The organism is Corynebacterium sp. LK2537, assembly GCF_040946485.1.
Lineage (GTDB): Bacteria > Actinomycetota > Actinomycetes > Mycobacteriales > Mycobacteriaceae > Corynebacterium.
The window spans coordinates 163596-180192 of the sequence record NZ_JAYWLQ010000006.1 but is presented as its reverse complement, the minus strand read 5'-3'; the positions used below and the strand labels follow the sequence as shown (position 1 = coordinate 180192).

Sequence of the window (16597 nt, the reverse complement as noted above, 5' to 3'; positions counted from 1 at the left end):
CATATAATTCAATATTCTTTAGGGAGGGTTCCCGGCCACACGCCGGAAACCCTCCCTTTTTCGATCTCTGCTTGCTTCCTTGCGCCTTTTTGTGGCTGGTTTCTTGTCGGAGATTGTATGTATAGCCGGTGGGGCGGTGCTGCGTCAGATGGTATCGCACGCTAAGCTGTAATAGTTGTTATCTACAGTGAAGAAAGTGAAAACATGACTCATTCTGCCGCTTCCCCCGTCGGCGCCTCGACCCCGGCGGTCGCAGCCCGGGCCATCGAGCTGTTTAAGCAATACGGCCAGGGGGAGACCTCTGTTACCGCACTGGACCACGTGACCATCGACTTCCGCCGCCAGGAGTTCACGGCGATTATGGGGCCGTCGGGCTCCGGCAAGTCCACCCTGATGCACACCATGGCCGGGCTGGACTCCGCCACCAGTGGCGCCGCCCTGATTGGTGATACGGATCTGTCCCAGCTCAGCGACAAGGAGATTACGGCCTTGCGCCGCGATCGGCTGGGCTTTATCTTCCAGTCCTTTAACCTGGTGCCGACGCTGACGGCGGCGGAAAATATCACGCTGCCGGTGGATATCGCCGGCAAGAAGGTGGATAAGGCCTGGTTTGACGAGATCACCACCCGCCTGGGCTTGGCGCAGCGCCTCGAGCACCGCCCGGCCGAGCTGTCCGGCGGCCAGCAGCAGCGCGTGGCCTGCGCCCGCGCGCTGGTCTCCCGCCCGGAGATCATCTTCGGTGACGAGCCGACCGGCAACCTGGACTCGAACTCGTCCGCTGAGGTCCTGGACATCCTGCGCACCAGTGTCGACCAGGACGGGCAGACCGTCGTCATTGTTACCCACGACGCCAAGGCGGCATCGTACGCCGACCGGGTGGTCTTCCTGGCCGACGGCCGGCTGGTCCACGAGCTGGAGGATCCCTCCATGGAGGCCATCCACCAGATCATGGCGGAGATTGAGAGCTAAGTATGGGTAAGAACAAAACCATGCGCAGGGTGTCCCTGCGCAATATTCTGGCCCACAAATTGCGCCTGGGCCTGACGGTCCTCGCCGTGGTGCTGGGCACCGCGTTCATCGCGGGCTCGTTCATGTTCACCAACTCGCTGTCGTCGACCTTCGACTCCGCGGTGTCGAACTCCTTTACCGGCGTAGATGCGGCTGTCTCCCAGAAGGAGGGCGGCCCGCTGCTGAACGCGGAGATGCGGCAGCAGCTGGCCGACGACCCCCAGGTCGGCGGCGTCAACATGCAGTCGAGCCAGACGGTCGTCGTGGCCAATTCCGATTCCGAGGCCTACCAGACCCAAGGCGGTACGTCCGCGCTGGTGCCGTACTACGCGCCCGAGGACACGGTGGGCCAGCCGGCGGAGCTCGTTGAGGGCAACGCCCCGCAGGGCACCAATGAGGTCGTCGTCAACTCCGGGGCCGCCGAGAAGTTTGGCATCGGGATTGGCGACGAGGTCGTCGTGGTGCACCCGGACAAGCAGGACCGGATGACCATTTCCGGCATCGTCGAGCCGGCCATCGAACAGGGCTCCGGGCTGACGCTGTCGATGGAGGCCGACGGCTTCAACGAGCTCTACGGCGACTCCCAACAGCTGCGAGTCTCCGCAGCCGAAGGGGTCAGCGCCGATGAGTTGGTCGACCACCTCAACGCGACCTACGAGGTCGAGGCGGAGTCCGGCCAGAAGCTGGCCGATGAGCTTTCGGAGACCATCTCCGGGGCGCTCAAATTCGTCAACTACTTCCTTATTGCCTTCGGGCTTATCGCACTGCTGGTGGGCACGTTTATCATCGCGAATACCTTCTCGATGATCGTCGCGCAGCGGACCAAGGAATTCGCCCTCCTGCGCGCCCTGGGCGCCTCCCGCGGGCAGATCACCGGTTCGGTGGTCATGGAATCCCTCATCGTGGGGCTTATCGGCTCCGCCCTCGGCGTCGTGGCCGGCATCGGCTTGGTCGCCATAATCAAGGCCGTCATGAACGGCCAGGGCATGCCGATGGATGACTCGCTGGGCCTGTCGGCCTCCGCCATCCTGGTCCCGCTCGTGCTGGGCACCATCGTAACGGTGGTCTCTGCCTGGATGCCGGCGCAGCGCGCGGGCGCGGTGGAACCGGTCGAGGCGATGCGCACCACCGAATCCGCCACCGGATCCTCGCTCAAGGTACGCACCATCATCGGCGGACTCGTCCTGGTCCTCGGCGCGGTCCTGGCGGCCACGGGCGCGCTTATCGATGCCGAGACCACCCCGCGCGCCATCCTCGTCGGCGTGGGCGCCCTCTTCGTCATCGTCGGCTTCTTTCTCGCCGGCCCGGCGCTGTCGCTGCCCATCGTGCCGGTGCTGGGCAAGGTCTTCGGCGCCCCCTTCGGCGCCATCGGGCGCCTGGCCGCGACCAACTCCCGACGCAACCCGCGCCGCACGGCCGCGACCGCCTTCGCACTGACCCTGGGCATCGCCCTGGTGACCGCTATCGGCATGCTGGGCGCGACGATGAAGACGTCCATCTCCAACGTGCTGGATGACAAGATCTCGGCCGACTACATCCTGGCCGGCCCGCAGTCGGGCTCCTTCCCGACGCCGAACGACACCGCCGACAAGGCTCGCGAGGCCGACGGGGTCGGCGAAGTGCTCTCGCTGTCCATGGCCCCGGTGGCCATCGATGGCAACGCCAGCCTGGACTACGGCCCCCGTTTCCAGCAGTCCATGGTCATGGACACCAACCCGGAAAACCTCTTCCAGCTGGACGTGGCGGAAGGCAGCGTGAACTTCGAGGCGGAGCCGGGCTTCATCGCCACCACGGACTACGCCGCCGAGCACGGCTGGACGGTGGGGCAGACCTACCCGATGACTAAGGCCGGCGGCCTCGGCGAGGCGGTCGACGCCAAGCTCATCGGTACCTTCGAGCCGAACCAGATGATTCAGGGCTTCGCGGTCAACCAGTCCCTGGTCGAGGAGCTCGTGCCGCGCGAATCGCTGACCACCCAGATGGTGGGCGTCAACGCCGCCGAGGGCACCGACCTGGAGCAGCTGCGCAGCAACCTGGAGGAAGCCGTCAAGGATCTCGTGGTCGTCCAGGTCGCTACCGGCGAGGAATACGCCAGCGAATCCGCGGGCGCCATCGACCAGATGCTCTCCATCCTCTACGCCCTGCTGGCGCTGGCCGTGGTCATCGCCGTGCTGGGCATCGTCAACACCCTGACCCTGGGGGTTATCGAGCGCCGCCAGGAGATCGGCATGCTGCGCGCCGTGGGCACCCAGCGCGGCCAGATCCGGACCATGATCACCCTGGAGGCCGTCCAGATCGCCATCTTCGGCGCGGTCATGGGCATCCTCATCGGCCTGGGCCTGGGCTGGTCCTTCATCCAGGTCATGTCCGACCAGGGCCTCGACGAGGCCACCGTCCCGTGGGGCCAGCTAGCCATCATGCTGGTCGGTTCCGGCGTGGTCGGCGTTATCGCCGCCCTCTGGCCGGCCGGGCGGGCGGCCAAGACCCCGCCGCTGGAGGCCATCTCCTCCTAAAACGCCCCGCGCGGGGCTAGCCGAACCAGATTCGCTCGGCCCAGATGACCCCGCGCCACGCGGCGATGATGCCAATCGCCAGCGTGGCTGCCGCATACCGCAAGGCCCGCCCCCAGTGGCGGGCCTTGAGCATGTCTCCCAGCTCCCGCGCAAACGTAGACCAGGTGGACAGCCCGCCGGCGAAGCCACCGGTCAGGCCCATATAGGCCACGGAGCCCCAGGGGCCGGCCTCCCAGCCGCCCAGGCGGAAGAACCCTACCGTGAGGCCCAGGGCGAGCGAGCCCAGCATATTCGCCGCGAAGGTGCCGGCGGGGCTGGGCAGAAGGCGCGAAAGGCCGTAGCGCAGCATACCCCCTAGGAAGGCGCCCAGCCCCACCGCGGCGAGGATCAGCAAGGTGTTAAGGCTCAGTGCCGTCATCGCCTCTCACCCCCGAAGTGCGCGCCGGCCAGGTACGCGCCGACGCAGCCCAGCAGCGTGGCTGCCACGTAGGCGGCCGCGGCGCCGGGGCTGAGCTCGGAGCTCAGCAACGCAAAGGTCGCGAAGCTGGTAAACCCCCCGAGCACGCCGGTCGACCAGAAAGGCCCGGGCCGGAAATACCCCATGAGCGCTGAGCCGACGACGTTGATGGTTAGAAGGGGCCACCACGCCTGGGCAAACAGCGCCATGAGTCCGACCCGGGCAACGGCGCCGAGGGCAGCCCCGGCGCCGACAATCAGAGCTTCGCGCATAGTCTCCTATGCTAGCCGCGGCGCGGCCGCTACTTCCAGTTCATCCCCTGGGATTCCGTGAACTCGCGGACCTCGGTGAACGGGCGGTTCAGGCCCGGATCGAACTTGAGGTAGGCCTTGGTCTCGCGGGCGACCAGCCCGGAGAGGATGAGCAGGCCGACGAGGTTGGGCACTGCCATCAGGCCGTTGGCCAGGTCGGAGAAGGACCAGACCAGGTCCAGCTCGGTGACGGCACCGACGAAGACGATGACGGTGAAGAACATGCGGTAGGGCAGGGTGGCGATGGTGCCCACCAGGGAGGCCAGGGCCCGCTCGCCGTAGTAGGACCACGCCACGATGGTCGAGAACGCGAAGAAGATGATGGACAGCGAGACGATCGTGCCGCCCCAGTGGCCCGGCAGGCCGACGGAGAAGGCGTCGGCGGTCATGGTGGCGGCGTTCTCCCGGCCTTCCTCCCAGGTGCCGGTCACCACGATGACCAGGCCGGTGATGGACACGACCACCAGGGTGTCGATGAAGGTCTGGGTCATGGAGACGAAAGCCTGGCGGGCTGGGTGCGGGGTCTTGGCGGCCGCGGCGGCGATGGCGGCGGAACCCATACCGGACTCGTTGGAGAAGATACCGCGGGCGACACCGAACTGGATGACCATGATGATGCCGGCGCCGGTGAAGCCGCCGGCCGCGGACGTACCGGTGAAGGCGTCGGTAAAGACCGTGGCCAGGGCCTCCGGGAGGGCCCCGGCGTTGGTGATCAGCACGATGATGCCGCCGACCACGTAGATGATGATCATCAGCGGCACGAACGCGGAGGTGATGCGGCCGATGGCCTGAATGCCGCCGAGCAGGACCGCGCCGATGGCGACGAACATGATGGCGCCCGAGGCAATCGGGTCGATGCCAAAGGTGGATTCCATATTGGACGCGATCGCGTTGCCCTGCGTCAGGTTGCCGATGCCGAAGGAGGCGAAGACCGCGAAGATGGCGAAGGCCACGCCCAGGATCTTGCCGAGGGGGCCGCGGATGCCGCGCTTCAGGTAGATTTGCGGGCCGCCGATTTGCTCCCCGCGGGAGTCGGTGACGCGGAAGCGGACGCCAAGGTAGGCCTCCGTGTACTTGGTGACCATACCGACCAGGCCGGTGACCCAGATCCAGAACAGGGCGCCCGGTCCACCGATGGACAGGGCCGTGGCGACACCCACGATGTTGCCGACACCCACGGTGGCGGCCAGCGCGGTGGTCAGCGCCTGGTAGTTCGTAATATCACCGTCGGTGGAATCATCCGAGTCGTCGCGGCTGAACACCGCGCGCAGGGAGCGCCCGAGGGTGCGGAACTGCAGGCCACCCATGCGGATGGTCAAAAAGAGGCCGGTCAAAAGCAGGAGGGGAATGAGGAAGAACGGGCCCCAGACGACGGAGCCCACCGAGTCGAGCAAATTCTGTAACGAGTCCATTCTTGGAATGTACCCGCCGCCACAGCGATTTGTGACCTAAATGACAAAAGATATTTCCGGCGGGGGTAAATGGCAGGTGTGCTCACGCTGCGCAGCCTGCCCGCGCGGGCGACAATGAAAGCGGAAGGCCCCTGCCAGAACTGGCCCCAACACGCGACGAGAGGAACCTGCCATGGCCCACCCCCGCGCCGGACAGCCGGCCCGCCCGGAAGACCGCGACGACATCGCACACGTGGTGACCTCCTATTATGCGCTCCGCCCCGACGTTGACACCCCGGGGCAAGAGGTGGTCTTCGGAACCTCCGGCCACCGCGGTAGCAGCCTGGACGCGGCGTTTAACGAATGGCATATCTGGGCCATCACCCAGGCCATCGTGGACTACCGCACCGACCACGGCATCGCCGGCCCGTTGTTCATCGGACGCGACACCCACGCGTTGTCCGAGCCGGCGATGGTCTCGGCCCTGCAGGTCCTCGTCGCCCGCGGGGTGGACGTGCGGGTCGATGCCCGCGGCGGCTACACCCCGACCCCGGCGGTCTCGCGGGCCATCGTTACCCACCCGGGCAGCGACGGCATCGTGGTGACCCCGTCCCACAACCCGCCGCGCGACGGCGGCTTCAAGTACAACCCGCCGAGCGGTGGGCCGGCCGACTCCGCGGCGACCGACTGGATCGCCGAGCGTGCCAACGGCTACCTGCGCGCCGGCCTCGAGGGGGTCGAGCGCGCCGACGTCGCCGGGGTGACGGATCCGAACCTGGCGACCTACGACTTCCTGGATGCTTACGTCGGCGACCTCGACCGGGTAGTGGACCTGCGGGCCATCGCCAATGCGGGCGTGCGCATCGGCGCGGACCCGATGGGCGGGGCGGCGGTGGACTACTGGCCGGAAATCGCCCGCCGCTACGGGCTGCAGCTGACCGTGGTGAACCCGCACGTGGACGCCACCTTCGGCTTCATGACCCTGGACAAGGACGGCCAAATCCGCATGGACTGCTCCTCCCCGGCGGCGATGGCCTCCCTGATTGCCAACCGCGAGACCTACGACATCGCCACCGGCAATGACGCGGACGCGGACCGGCACGGCATCGTCACCCCGGACGCCGGGCTGATGAACCCCAACCACTACCTGGCAGTCGCCGTCGATTACCTGTTCTCCCACCGCCCGGACTGGGCAGGCGCCGGGATCGGCAAGACCGCGGTGTCCTCCTCGCTCATCGACCGGGTCGCGACTCGCTTGGAGCGGAAGCTGGTGGAGGTCCCCGTCGGCTTCAAGTGGTTCGTGTCGGGGCTGCAGGACGCCTCCCTGGCCTTCGGTGGCGAGGAATCCGCCGGTGCCTCCTTCCTCTGCTTCGACGGCAGTACCTGGACCACCGACAAGGACGGCATCATCATGAACCTGCTCGCCGCCGAGATTCAGGCGGTCACCGGGCAGTCGCCGTCCCAGCGCTACCAGCAGCTGACCGAGGAGCTGGGCAGCTCCGCCTACGCGCGCATCGACGAGCCCGCCGACCGCGCGGCCAAGGCCGTCCTCAAGGGACTTGCCCCGGACGCGGTGGCGGCCACGCAGCTGGCCGGGGAGGAGATCCGCGCCAAGCTCACCGAGGCCCCAGGCAACGGCGCGGCCCTGGGCGGGCTCAAGGTGGTCACGGATAATGCCTGGTTCGCGGCGCGCCCGTCGGGCACTGAGGACAAGTACAAGATCTACGCGGAGTCTTTCCTGGGTGAAAAACACCTGGAACAAGTCCTGCAGGAGGCTGTCAATGTGGTCAAGGACGCATTGAGCAGCGCCACGTAGTGTGTAAACTGTTCAAGCGTGAAGAAACTCGATAAAAGCCTGATTCTCGACCTGATAAGCGCCTTCGCGCGCTTCTTCATGGCCTATATCTGGATCACCGCCGGGGTGGAGAAGCTCAACAAGCACTTTACGATGACCCAGACCATCGAGGCCTATCAGATCTTCACACCGGAATGGTCGCACTACCTGGCCTATCTCATCGGTCCGCTGGAAATCGCCGGCGGCGTCCTGCTGCTTCTGGGCCTGTTCATGCGCCCGGCAGCCAAGGTGGGCATCATCGTGCTGGTGCTGTTCATGATCGGCATCGGCCAAGCCTGGGCCCGCGGACTGGACATCGACTGCGGCTGCTTTGAAGTCGATCCGGCCAACACCGACCAAGTAATGGACTACGTCAAGACCCTGGGGCGCGATCTTTTCTTCCTCGTGCTCATGGTCTGGATCTGGGTGCGTCCGTTCAAGAAGTTCGCAGTTTACCCCTAAGGCCTGCTTGGGTAGGCTATTTCCAGGTGCAAAGACCGCAAACAACCCTGTAAAGGATGAGTGGAGCAAGTGAGTAATTCTCGGAAAGTCACGGACCCGAATGCCAGCGGCAAGTCCGGGTTCCTGTGGGGCCTGGTGGCCCTGCTGGTGATCGTCGCCGTCGTCATCGGCTACATCATCTGGAACGGCCAGAGCGCGAAGACCGACGAGCTGGCTGACCGTGCCGTCGACGTCAACATGGACATGCAGTACGAGGACAACTCCGTCGTGCTCAAGTCCGCCAACACCAAGGACGACGCCCCGGTCGTCGACCTGTACGAGGACTTCTCCTGCCCGCACTGCGCGGAGCTGGCAGTCGCCTCCGATGAGAAGATGGCCCAGGCCATCGAGGACGGCAAGATGGTGGTCCACATCCGCACCCTGAACTTCATGGATGGCCAGGATGATCCGGAGAAGCTCGACGGCTACTCCACCCAGGCGGCCACCGCGGCCCGCGCCCTGGCGGAAGACGGCGACGTCCACGCCTACTGGAACCTGCGCAAGGTGCTGCTCGAGGATCAGCAGGACGTTGCCCGCCAGTGGGGCGCCGAGGAAATGGCCGAGGCCGCCAAGGCTTTCGATGCCTCCGGTGACGCTGTGGACAAGATCAAGAACATGGATCTGAGCGCCGGCCAGGAATTCGCCGCCGCCAACTACCACAAGCTGGAAAAGGACACCGGTTCCGTCTCCTCGCCGCGCATCTTCGTCGACGGTGAAGAGCTGGAGCTGACCTCCGATCTGGGCGCCTGGGTCGACCAGGTCGCTAAGTAAGGCCAGCCGGAGAAAAATTAGCTCACGCTGGCGATTTGGTTCGCGCCTTCGCCAGCGTGTAGATTAATACGAGTTGCCGCACTAGATGCCGCACGGTATCTGGCTATACGGCACAAGGGGCTATGGCGCAGCTGGTAGCGCACCACACTGGCAGTGTGGGGGTCACGGGTTCGAATCCCGTTAGCTCCACTCCACAACTTCATACCTATTTTCTTTGGGGCTATGGCGCAGCTGGTAGCGCACCACACTGGCAGTGTGGGGGTCACGGGTTCGAATCCCGTTAGCTCCACCAATTTTCCAAGACCCGGGTTCAGCTCAGCTGGCCCGGGTTTTGCTATCCCTCCCGCGGGCCCGGTTCGCTGGGCCCGATTTGGTTACGATGGTGGGATGGCTACTTTTACCAAGGATGTTGCCCAACCCGATCAAGCCGGGGCCGAGGCCGCGGGCCTGCGCTGGCTGCACGCGGCGGTGCCCGAGGCCGTCGTGGAGGTCGTCGAGGGAGGCCAGAGCTACCTGCGTACCGAGCGGGTCGAGCCGGCCGCCCCCACGGCGGAGGCGGCGCGGGAATTCGGCCGGCGCCTGCGCCGGATCCACGCCGCCGGGGCCGAGGCCTTTGGCTGCCCGCCCGCGGGCTGGGAGGGCAAGAATTTCATCGGCCGCGTCGAACAGGACTGCATCCCGAGCGATTCCTGGGGCAGTTTCTACGTCGAGCAGCGCGTTCTGCCCTTCGCCCGCGGGGCGGGCCTTTCCTCCGGGGACCTGGAGACGGTCGAGCGGGCCTGCCAGGCTATCGCCGCGACCGACTTCGACGTCGAACCCGCCCGCATCCACGGCGACCTGTGGGCCGGCAACCTGCTGTTTAGCGAGGGTGGCGCCGTGGTCATCGACCCGGCGGCCCACGGCGGGCACCCCCACACGGACCTGGCGATGCTGGAGCTTTTCGGCGCCCCCTACCTGGACGAGATCCTGGCCGGCTACGGCGATCCGAAGGTCGACTTCGACCTGCACCAGCTCCACCCGCTGGCCGTGCACGCGATGACCCACGGGCGCGCCTACCAGCGCCCGCTGGTGGCGGCCGCACGCGGCGTGCTCGAACGCTACTAGCTGGGCAGCGGGGGAGGCTAGAGCGGCCGCGGGCCCTGCGGCATCTGGCGCTTATGGGCGCCGGCGCGCCAGAGGCGTTCGATGGTAGCGGCGGCCTCGTCCGAGACCGGCTTGCCCTCCAGGTAGTCGTCGATGTCGGAGTAGGCGACCCCGAGTGCCTCCTCGTCGGGCAGGCCCGGCTTGTTGTCTTCCAGATCGGCGGTGGGCACCTTGGCCCAGGTCGAGCGCGGCGCGCCGAGGTGCACCAGCAGCTGCGCGCCCTGCCGCTTGTTAAGGCCGGCGAGCGGAAGGAGGTCCGCGGCGCCGTCGCCCCATTTGGTAAAGAATCCGGTGACGTTTTCCGCGGCGTGGTCGGTGCCGACTACCAAAAGGTTTTTCTCGCCGGCCAGGGCGTACTGGGCGACCATGCGCAGGCGGGCCTTGGCGTTGCCGCGGTTGAAGTCGCCGAGCGCGTCCTGGCCCAAGGACTCGGCGGTGGCGGCGGACAGGGCATCGGTAGCCGGGGCGATGTCCAGGGTCAGGCGGTGATCGGGCTGGATGAAGTCCAGGGCGACCTGGGCGTCGTCTTCGTCGGCCTGCTGGCCGTAGGGCAGGCGGACGGCCCAGAAGGCGGCGCCGTCGACCTGCTCGCAGGCCAGCTGGGCGAGCCGGCCGGCCAGGGTGGAGTCCTGGCCGCCCGAAATGCCTAAGACAAAACCTGCCGCGCCGGTCGTATCCAGGTAATTAACCAGGAAGTCGACGCGCTGCTCGACCTCTTTTGCTGGATCGATTAAGGGGCGGGTGTGCAGGGCTTTTATGATTTCGGACTGGGTGGAGTTCGGATCTGGTGACATGTGCTTCATCGTAGTGGAGTGCGACAATGTAGGACGTGAAACAAAGTTCTTATATTAAAACGGTGGCGACGGTGGCCGCGCTGGGTGGATTGCTCTTCGGCTACGACACCGGCGTGATGAGCGGTGCGTTGCTGTTTATCTCCCCTGAGTTCGGCATGAGCGCCCACGAGGAGGGCTGGGTGACCTCGGCGCTGCTCATCGGCGCCGCCATCGGGGCTCTGAGCGCCGGGCGCGTCGCGGAGTCGCTGGGCCGGCGCCGCACGCTGATCCTGGGCGGCGTCGTCTTCGTGGTGGGGTCTATCTGGTGCGCGCTGTCCGGTTCCGTGGGGATGCTCGCGGCCGCGCGGGCCTTCCTAGGCCTAGCGGTTGGCGCGGTCTCCATTGTCTCGCCCATGTACATCTCGGAGACGGTGCCCACGGCCGTGCGCGGCAAGCTGGTCTCGCTGAATACCTTGATGATCGTGGTGGGGCAGCTGCTGGCCTACCTGGTCAACTCCGCGCTGGCGGGGCTGGGCAGCTGGCACCTGATGCTGGCGGCCGCGGCCATCCCGGGCGCGGCGCTGGCGGTCGGCATGTGGTTCCTGCCGGACACGCCCGTCTGGCTGGTGGCCCGCGGGCGCACGGAGCAGGCCCGCCGGGTGGCCAGCCGGGTCGGGCTGGAGCTGGAAGAGGTCGCCGACAGTCAGCACGAGCAGGTGGACAGTAGCGAGTTCTCCCGCCTGAAGTCCGCGCGCTGGCTGCAGGTGACCGTGCTGCTGGCCATGCTGATGGGCCTGACCCAGCAGATAACCGGCGTCAATGCCATTGTCTATTTCGCCCCGACCATGATGAACCAGGTGGGGATCTCCACCCAGCACTCCGTGTATACCTCCATGGTCATTGGCGTGGTCTCCGTTATCGCGTGCTGGGTCGGCCTCAAGGTGGTCGACCGGGTAGGCCGCAAGCGCCTGTTGCTTATCGGCCTGACCGGCAACGTGGTCTCCCTGTTCGCCTTGGCCGTCGTGTATTCGCGGGCGGAGGGGTCGGTGGCCTTCGCCAGCCTGTCTCTACTGCTGATGGCCAGCTTCATCGCCTTCCAGCAGGCGGCGGTCTCGCCGACGACGTGGCTGCTGATTTCGGAGCTGGTGCCGGTGGGCATCCGCGGCATCGGCATGGGCATCGCGGGCTTGAGCCTGTGGGCGACCAACTGGGCCGTCGCCCAGTACTTCCTGCCGCTGGTGGAGTGGCTGACCGGGCCGTGGGCCTTCGCGCTCTTCGGCGGGCTGGGGATCGTGGCCATCGGCTATACCCGGGTGCTGGTGCCGGAGACCATGGGACGCAGCCTCGAAGAGGTCTCGCAAGACCTACGGCAGCGCTACCAACCCCAGGAGTGAATTTTGGGGTCTGGGGCAACGTACGGTAAAGTGTTTCCCCGTGTCAGTGCTGAGGTTGCTCAGCACGTTCTTTGTTATAGATTCAACCGCATTTTTATTGCGCATTCAGAAAGGAGCGCCCGATGAAGGTCCGCAAGTCGCTTCGGTCGCTGAAGAAGAAGCCGGGCGCCCAGGTTATCCGCCGCCACGGCAAGGTCTTCGTGATCAACAAGAAGGATCCGCGTTTCAAGGCTCGCCAGGGCTAGTCTGAACCGGACGCGCGAAAGCCGCTCCCCGTCGCACCACCAGTGCAATACGGGGAGCGGCTTTCTGCGTTACGGGGTAATTACACGGATGTAAGTGAATTATCTCACAATAGCTCGGCTCGTCCTGCGGAAATGCCAACGGTGTAGTTACGTCGATGGTGAGCGCCGGCCTAGATGTGGGGCTTGAGCTTCGGGTGTCCTGCGGATATCCCGTGCCAGAGCACAAGATATAGTGCCTGTTGCGGGCTTTTGCCCCAAAGTATAGTGTTGTCGGTGTTGCTCCGGCGGGCCTAGGCGCAGCCTCAAGCGCGGGCGTCGAAGAGTGCAGGAGGTGCTCTACGACCGGCCGGAGAAGAAGTAATCTGCCTCCCCGAAACGGATTAAGGAACCTGCCACCATGTCTATCAAGCTCTACACCAAGCCCGCCTGCATGCAGTGCAACGCCACCAAGAAGGCACTGGACCGTGCCGGCCTGGACTACGAGGCCGTCGATATCTCCCTGGACGACGAGGCCCGCGACTACGTCATGGCCCTGGGCTACGTCTCCGCTCCTGTCGTGGAGGCTAACGGTGAGCACTGGTCCGGCTTCCGCCCGGACCGCATCAAGGAGCTGGCCACCCTGGCAGCGTCTGCGTAACTAGGAGTCGAAGATATCCATGTTGGTCGTGTATTTTTCTTCCGCGACGGAAAATACGCGCCGCTTCGTGGAGAAGCTGGGCTTCCCCAATGCGCGGATTCCCCTGCGTCTCAACGATGAGCCGCTGACTGTCAACGAACCCTACGTTCTGGTCTGCCCGACGTACGGCGGGGGAGCGTCCATCAATCACCAAAACTCCCGCCCAGTTCCCCGGCAGGTCATCCGTTTCCTCAACGATGAACACAACCGGAGCCTCATCCGTGCGGTTATTGCGGGAGGCAATAGTAACTTCGGCACCGACTTCGGGAAGGCGGGGGACGTCATCTCCGCCAAGTGCAAGGTGCCGTACGTCTACCGCTTCGAACTGCTCGGCAACTCCGACGACGTGGAGATTTGCCGAGGCGGTTTGCTAGCGAACGCGCAGCAGCTAGGCCTCGAGCCCCCGCTGAGCGCGTAGTGCAACTTTGAAACGCCGGCCGCGGGGAAGCGGCCGGACAGATAGACTTAAAAACATGAAATATCGCGTTGGCTAACTTGGGCGGTTGGCAGTCGCGTCTCATCTTGCGGGACACGGCTGGCCAACCGTCTTCGTGAGCCGGCGCTTCCGTAGTAGATGAAAGGCCTGAGTGCAGCCGTGGATAACCAGTTGGGAAAGACTGTGGCAGAGCCGGTTAAGCCGGAGGAAAAGCTCGACTATCACGCGTTGAACGCGCTGTTGAACCTGTACGACGAAGACGGCAAGATTCAGTTCCACCAGGACCGTGAGGCTGCTAACCAGTTCTTCTTGCAGCACGTCAACCAGAACACGGTCTACTTCCACGATCTGGAAGAAAAGATCGGTTACCTGGTCGACAACCAGTACTACGACCCGGCGGTCATCGCGAAGTACGAGTTTTCCGACATCAAGGACCTTTTCAAGCGGGCTTACGCTTTCAAGTTCCGTTTCAAGTCCTTCCTGGGTGCGTACAAGTACTACACCAGCTACACGCTGAAGACCTTCGACGGCCGCCGCTACCTCGAGCGTTTCGAGGACCGCGTGGCCATGACCGCCCTGTTTTTGGCCGACGGGGACCTCGACTTCGCCGGCAAGATCGTCGACGAGATCATGACCGGTCGCTTCCAGCCGGCCACCCCGACCTTCCTGAACGCCGGCAAGGCCCAGCGCGGCGAGCTGGTCTCCTGCTTCCTGCTGCGTATCGAAGACAACATGGAGTCCATCGGGCGCTCCATCAACTCGGCCCTGCAGCTGTCCAAGCGCGGCGGCGGCGTGGCGCTGCTGCTGTCGAATATCCGCGAGTCCGGCGCGCCGATTAAGCACATCGAGAACCAGTCTTCCGGCGTCATCCCGGTCATGAAGCTGCTGGAGGACTCGTTCTCCTACGCCAACCAGCTGGGTGCCCGCCAGGGCGCGGGCGCGGTCTACCTGAACGCCCACCACCCGGACATCCTGAACTTCCTGGACACCAAGCGCGAAAACGCGGACGAGAAGATCCGCATCAAGACCCTCTCGCTCGGCGTGGTCATCCCGGATATCACCTTCGAGCTGGCCAAGCGCAACGACGATATGTACCTCTTCTCGCCGTACGACGTGGAGCGCGTCTACGGCAAGGCCTTCGGGGATATCTCCGTGACCGAGCACTACGAGGAGATGGTCGAGGATCCGCGCATCCGGAAGAAGAAGATCAACGCCCGCCACTTCTTCCAGACCATCGCGGAGATCCAGTTCGAGTCCGGCTACCCGTACATCATGTTCGAGGACACCGTGAACCGGGCTAACCCGGTCAAGACCGGCCGGATCAACATGTCCAACCTGTGCTCGGAGATCCTGCAGGTTAACTCCCCGTCGGAGTTCAACACCGACCTGAGCTACCGCACTCTGGGCAACGACATCTCCTGCAACCTGGGTTCGCTGAACATCGCCATGACGATGGACTCCGACAACTTCGCCCAGACCGTCGAGACCGCCATCCGCGGCCTGACCGCGGTCGCGGACATGACGGCTATCGATTCCGTCCCCTCCGTGCGCCAGGGCAACGACCAGTCCCACGCCATCGGCCTGGGCCAGATGAACCTGCACGGCTTCCTGGGCCGCGAGCACATCGAATACGGTTCCGAGGAGGCCCTGGACTTCACCAACGCCTACTTCGCGGCGGTGCTGTACGCCTCCCTGCGCGCCTCCCTGAAGATCGCGCAGGAGCGCGGTGAGGCCTTCGCGGAGTTCCCGCAGTCCGAGTACGCGACCGGCGAGTTCTTCGACCGCTACGACCCGGCGGAATTCCAGCCGCAGACCGAGCGCGTCAAGGAGCTCTTCGCCAACTCGACCATCCACACCCCGTCCGCCGAGGAGTGGGAGCAGCTCAAGCAGGACGTCGCCCGCGACGGCCTGTACAACCGCAACCTCCAGGCCGTGCCGCCGACGGGTTCCATCTCCTACATCAACAACTCGACGTCGTCCATCCACCCGATTGCCTCCAAGATTGAAATCCGCAAGGAAGGCAAGATCGGCCGCGTGTACTACCCGGCCCCGCACATGGATAACGACAACCTGGAGTACTTCAAGGACTCCTACGAGATCGGCTACGAGAAGATCATCGACACCTACGCCGTCGCCACGAAGTACGTAGACCAGGGCCTGTCGCTGACCCTGTTCTTCAAGGACACGGTCACCACCCGTGACATCAATAAGGCCCAGATCTACGCCTGGCGCAAGGGCATTAAGACCCTGTACTACATCCGCCTGCGCCAGATGGCGCTGGAAGGCACCGAGGTTGAAGGCTGCGTGTCCTGCATGCTCTAGGCAGCTACCCCTGACCGCCGGGAGCTAAAAGGCCCGAGGGAATCGAAGTGATTTCCTCGGGCCTTTCGTTTTCTTAACTTACCTGCTTATGCAGCACTTACCAGTCGCGGTGGGAGCTGGCGCGGTTTTCGTCCAGGATGATGCGCGAGAGGTGCTCGGCGCGGTCCGGATCGCGGTCCCGGATGGCGGTGGCGAGCTCGTGGTGGAGCCGCGTGGTGCCGGCGACCGGATCGCGCTTGGGGGAGCCGAAGACGGATTTGCCCTTGAAGATAGACAGCAGGGACGGAGCCAGCGCGGCGAACATTTCGTTGCCGGAGGCATGGAGAATCATGGTGTGGAAGCGCAGGTCGGTGGACAGCTCCTCGCCGACGCGCGAGGACGGGGAGGTCTCCAGCTCGGATAGCCGGCTGGCTAGCGCGAGGAGTTCGGCGCATTCCTCGGCGGAGGCGCGCTGGGCGGCCAGGCGCGCGGCGATGGGCTCGATGGCCAGCCGCAGCTGGTTCAGCGAACCCAGCTGATCACTGCGGGTGCGCTCGGACTGGAGCCGCCAGTTGATCACCGCCTGGTCGTAGACGGCCCACTCGGTCATGGGCAGGACCGTAATCCCGACGCGCCGGGAGGAGGCTACTAGCCCGAGTTGTTCCAGAGCGCGCATTGCCTCCCGGGCGACGGTCCGCGAGATATCGAAGCGGGCGCAGATATCCAGCAGGGTAAAGGTCTGGCCGGTGGCGATGGTCCCGTGAACGATTTCGGATCCGAGCTGATCGAGGACGGAGCTCAGCAGGGGAGTGGGGTGCTGGGAGGTGGGGGCAAGCAAAATCT

Annotated in this window: 16 protein-coding genes and 2 tRNA genes; 13 read left to right on the top strand and 5 right to left on the bottom strand. The window is 65.0% G+C overall.

The annotated features are described in order from the left end of the window. Positions 1–204: 204 nt before the first annotated feature. Positions 205–969, top strand: a complete 765-nt coding sequence (locus VVS03_RS09345; protein WP_368534381.1) for an ABC transporter ATP-binding protein — start codon at positions 205–207, stop codon at positions 967–969. 2 nt (positions 970–971) lie between these two features. Beyond that, positions 972–3521, top strand: coding sequence for an ABC transporter permease (locus VVS03_RS09340; protein WP_368534380.1), 2550 nt, complete (start codon positions 972–974; stop codon positions 3519–3521). A 16-nt stretch (positions 3522–3537) separates the two neighbouring features. Here the strand turns inward: VVS03_RS09340 and VVS03_RS09335 are convergent, their stop codons facing one another. The 3 genes from VVS03_RS09335 to VVS03_RS09325 are packed head-to-tail and all read right to left on the bottom strand — an operon-like array spanning position 3538 to position 5701. Beyond that, a complete protein-coding gene (locus tag VVS03_RS09335) occupies positions 3538–3939 on the bottom strand; it encodes a CrcB family protein (protein ID WP_368534379.1) in 402 nt (133 codons plus the stop codon). After that, positions 3936–4250: a fluoride efflux transporter family protein gene (locus VVS03_RS09330; protein WP_368520418.1), complete on the bottom strand. Its 315-nt coding sequence runs from the start codon at positions 4248–4250 to the stop codon at positions 3936–3938. The genes VVS03_RS09335 and VVS03_RS09330 overlap by 4 nt, the downstream gene beginning before the upstream one ends. Before the next feature lie 29 nt (positions 4251–4279). Further along, complete coding sequence (locus tag VVS03_RS09325) at positions 4280–5701, bottom strand: alanine/glycine:cation symporter family protein (protein WP_368534378.1); 1422 nt, start codon at positions 5699–5701, stop codon at positions 4280–4282. Between the two features lie 172 nt (positions 5702–5873). Between VVS03_RS09325 and pgm the strand changes: the two genes are divergently transcribed. The 6 genes from pgm (at position 5874) to VVS03_RS09295 (ending at position 9890) form a co-directional block, all read left to right on the top strand. After that, positions 5874–7496 carry a phosphoglucomutase (alpha-D-glucose-1,6-bisphosphate-dependent) gene (gene pgm, locus VVS03_RS09320; RefSeq protein WP_368534377.1) on the top strand — a complete coding sequence of 541 codons (1623 nt, stop codon included), beginning with the start codon at positions 5874–5876 and terminating at the stop codon, positions 7494–7496. A gap of 18 nt (positions 7497–7514) precedes the next feature. After that, positions 7515–7976, top strand: a complete 462-nt coding sequence (locus VVS03_RS09315) for a MauE/DoxX family redox-associated membrane protein (RefSeq protein WP_368534376.1) — start codon at positions 7515–7517, stop codon at positions 7974–7976. Between the two features lie 69 nt (positions 7977–8045). Beyond that, positions 8046–8786 (top strand): thioredoxin domain-containing protein, encoded by a 741-nt coding sequence (locus tag VVS03_RS09310; RefSeq protein WP_368534375.1) that lies wholly within the window; start codon positions 8046–8048, stop codon positions 8784–8786. A 116-nt stretch (positions 8787–8902) separates the two neighbouring features. Beyond that, a tRNA-Ala gene (locus VVS03_RS09305) sits at positions 8903–8975 on the top strand. Positions 8976–9002: 27 nt separating this feature from the next. Next, positions 9003–9078 (top strand) — tRNA-Ala (locus VVS03_RS09300). A gap of 95 nt (positions 9079–9173) precedes the next feature. Further along, positions 9174–9890 carry a fructosamine kinase family protein gene (locus VVS03_RS09295; protein WP_368534374.1) on the top strand — a complete coding sequence of 239 codons (717 nt, stop codon included), beginning with the start codon at positions 9174–9176 and terminating at the stop codon, positions 9888–9890. 17 nt (positions 9891–9907) lie between these two features. Here VVS03_RS09295 and nadE read toward each other — a convergent pair whose 3' ends face one another. Then, the gene (gene nadE, locus VVS03_RS09290; protein WP_368520412.1) at positions 9908–10732 is read right to left on the bottom strand and encodes an ammonia-dependent NAD(+) synthetase; all 825 of its coding nucleotides are present in this window, start codon (positions 10730–10732) and stop codon (positions 9908–9910) included. 26 nt (positions 10733–10758) lie between these two features. Here nadE and VVS03_RS09285 point away from each other — a divergent pair, with 26 nt between their 5' ends. The 5 genes from VVS03_RS09285 to nrdE all read left to right on the top strand — a co-directional run bounded on the left by VVS03_RS09285 (position 10759) and on the right by nrdE (position 15775). Continuing rightward, on the top strand, positions 10759–12096 hold the full coding sequence (locus VVS03_RS09285; RefSeq protein ID WP_368534373.1) for a sugar porter family MFS transporter: 1338 nt from the start codon (positions 10759–10761) through the stop codon (positions 12094–12096). A gap of 122 nt (positions 12097–12218) precedes the next feature. Beyond that, positions 12219–12341 carry a type B 50S ribosomal protein L36 gene (gene ykgO, locus VVS03_RS09280; RefSeq protein WP_003847162.1) on the top strand — a complete coding sequence of 41 codons (123 nt, stop codon included), beginning with the start codon at positions 12219–12221 and terminating at the stop codon, positions 12339–12341. A 397-nt stretch (positions 12342–12738) separates the two neighbouring features. Then, positions 12739–12978: a glutaredoxin-like protein NrdH gene (gene nrdH / locus VVS03_RS09275; RefSeq protein WP_368520410.1), complete on the top strand. Its 240-nt coding sequence runs from the start codon at positions 12739–12741 to the stop codon at positions 12976–12978. A gap of 19 nt (positions 12979–12997) precedes the next feature. Next, entirely contained in the window at positions 12998–13435 is a 438-nt protein-coding gene (nrdI, locus tag VVS03_RS09270) for a class Ib ribonucleoside-diphosphate reductase assembly flavoprotein NrdI (RefSeq protein WP_368520409.1), read from the top strand. Positions 13436–13612: 177 nt separating this feature from the next. Then, complete coding sequence (nrdE, locus tag VVS03_RS09265) at positions 13613–15775, top strand: class 1b ribonucleoside-diphosphate reductase subunit alpha (protein WP_368520408.1); 2163 nt, start codon at positions 13613–13615, stop codon at positions 15773–15775. Between the two features lie 97 nt (positions 15776–15872). Here nrdE and VVS03_RS09260 read toward each other — a convergent pair whose 3' ends face one another. Continuing rightward, on the bottom strand, positions 15873–16592 hold the full coding sequence (locus VVS03_RS09260; RefSeq protein ID WP_368520407.1) for a FadR/GntR family transcriptional regulator: 720 nt from the start codon (positions 16590–16592) through the stop codon (positions 15873–15875). Positions 16593–16597: the final 5 nt, after the last annotated feature.

What these genes read in the sequence shown, in the direction of transcription:
- VVS03_RS09345 (WP_368534381.1), top strand. Translation starts at nt 205, where the DNA reads ATGACTCATTCTGCCGCTTCCCCCGTCGGCGCCTCGACCCCGGCGGTC.
- VVS03_RS09340 (WP_368534380.1), top strand. Translation starts at nt 972, where the DNA reads ATGGGTAAGAACAAAACCATGCGCAGGGTGTCCCTGCGCAATATTCTG.
- VVS03_RS09335 (WP_368534379.1), bottom strand. Translation starts at nt 3,939, where the DNA reads ATGACGGCACTGAGCCTTAACACCTTGCTGATCCTCGCCGCGGTGGGG.
- VVS03_RS09330 (WP_368520418.1), bottom strand. Translation starts at nt 4,250, where the DNA reads ATGCGCGAAGCTCTGATTGTCGGCGCCGGGGCTGCCCTCGGCGCCGTT.
- VVS03_RS09325 (WP_368534378.1), bottom strand. Translation starts at nt 5,701, where the DNA reads ATGGACTCGTTACAGAATTTGCTCGACTCGGTGGGCTCCGTCGTCTGG.
- pgm (WP_368534377.1), top strand. Translation starts at nt 5,874, where the DNA reads ATGGCCCACCCCCGCGCCGGACAGCCGGCCCGCCCGGAAGACCGCGAC.
- VVS03_RS09295 (WP_368534374.1), top strand. Translation starts at nt 9,174, where the DNA reads ATGGCTACTTTTACCAAGGATGTTGCCCAACCCGATCAAGCCGGGGCC.
- nadE (WP_368520412.1), bottom strand. Translation starts at nt 10,732, where the DNA reads ATGAAGCACATGTCACCAGATCCGAACTCCACCCAGTCCGAAATCATA.
- ykgO (WP_003847162.1), top strand. Translation starts at nt 12,219, where the DNA reads ATGAAGGTCCGCAAGTCGCTTCGGTCGCTGAAGAAGAAGCCGGGCGCC.
- nrdH (WP_368520410.1), top strand. Translation starts at nt 12,739, where the DNA reads ATGTCTATCAAGCTCTACACCAAGCCCGCCTGCATGCAGTGCAACGCC.
- nrdI (WP_368520409.1), top strand. Translation starts at nt 12,998, where the DNA reads ATGTTGGTCGTGTATTTTTCTTCCGCGACGGAAAATACGCGCCGCTTC.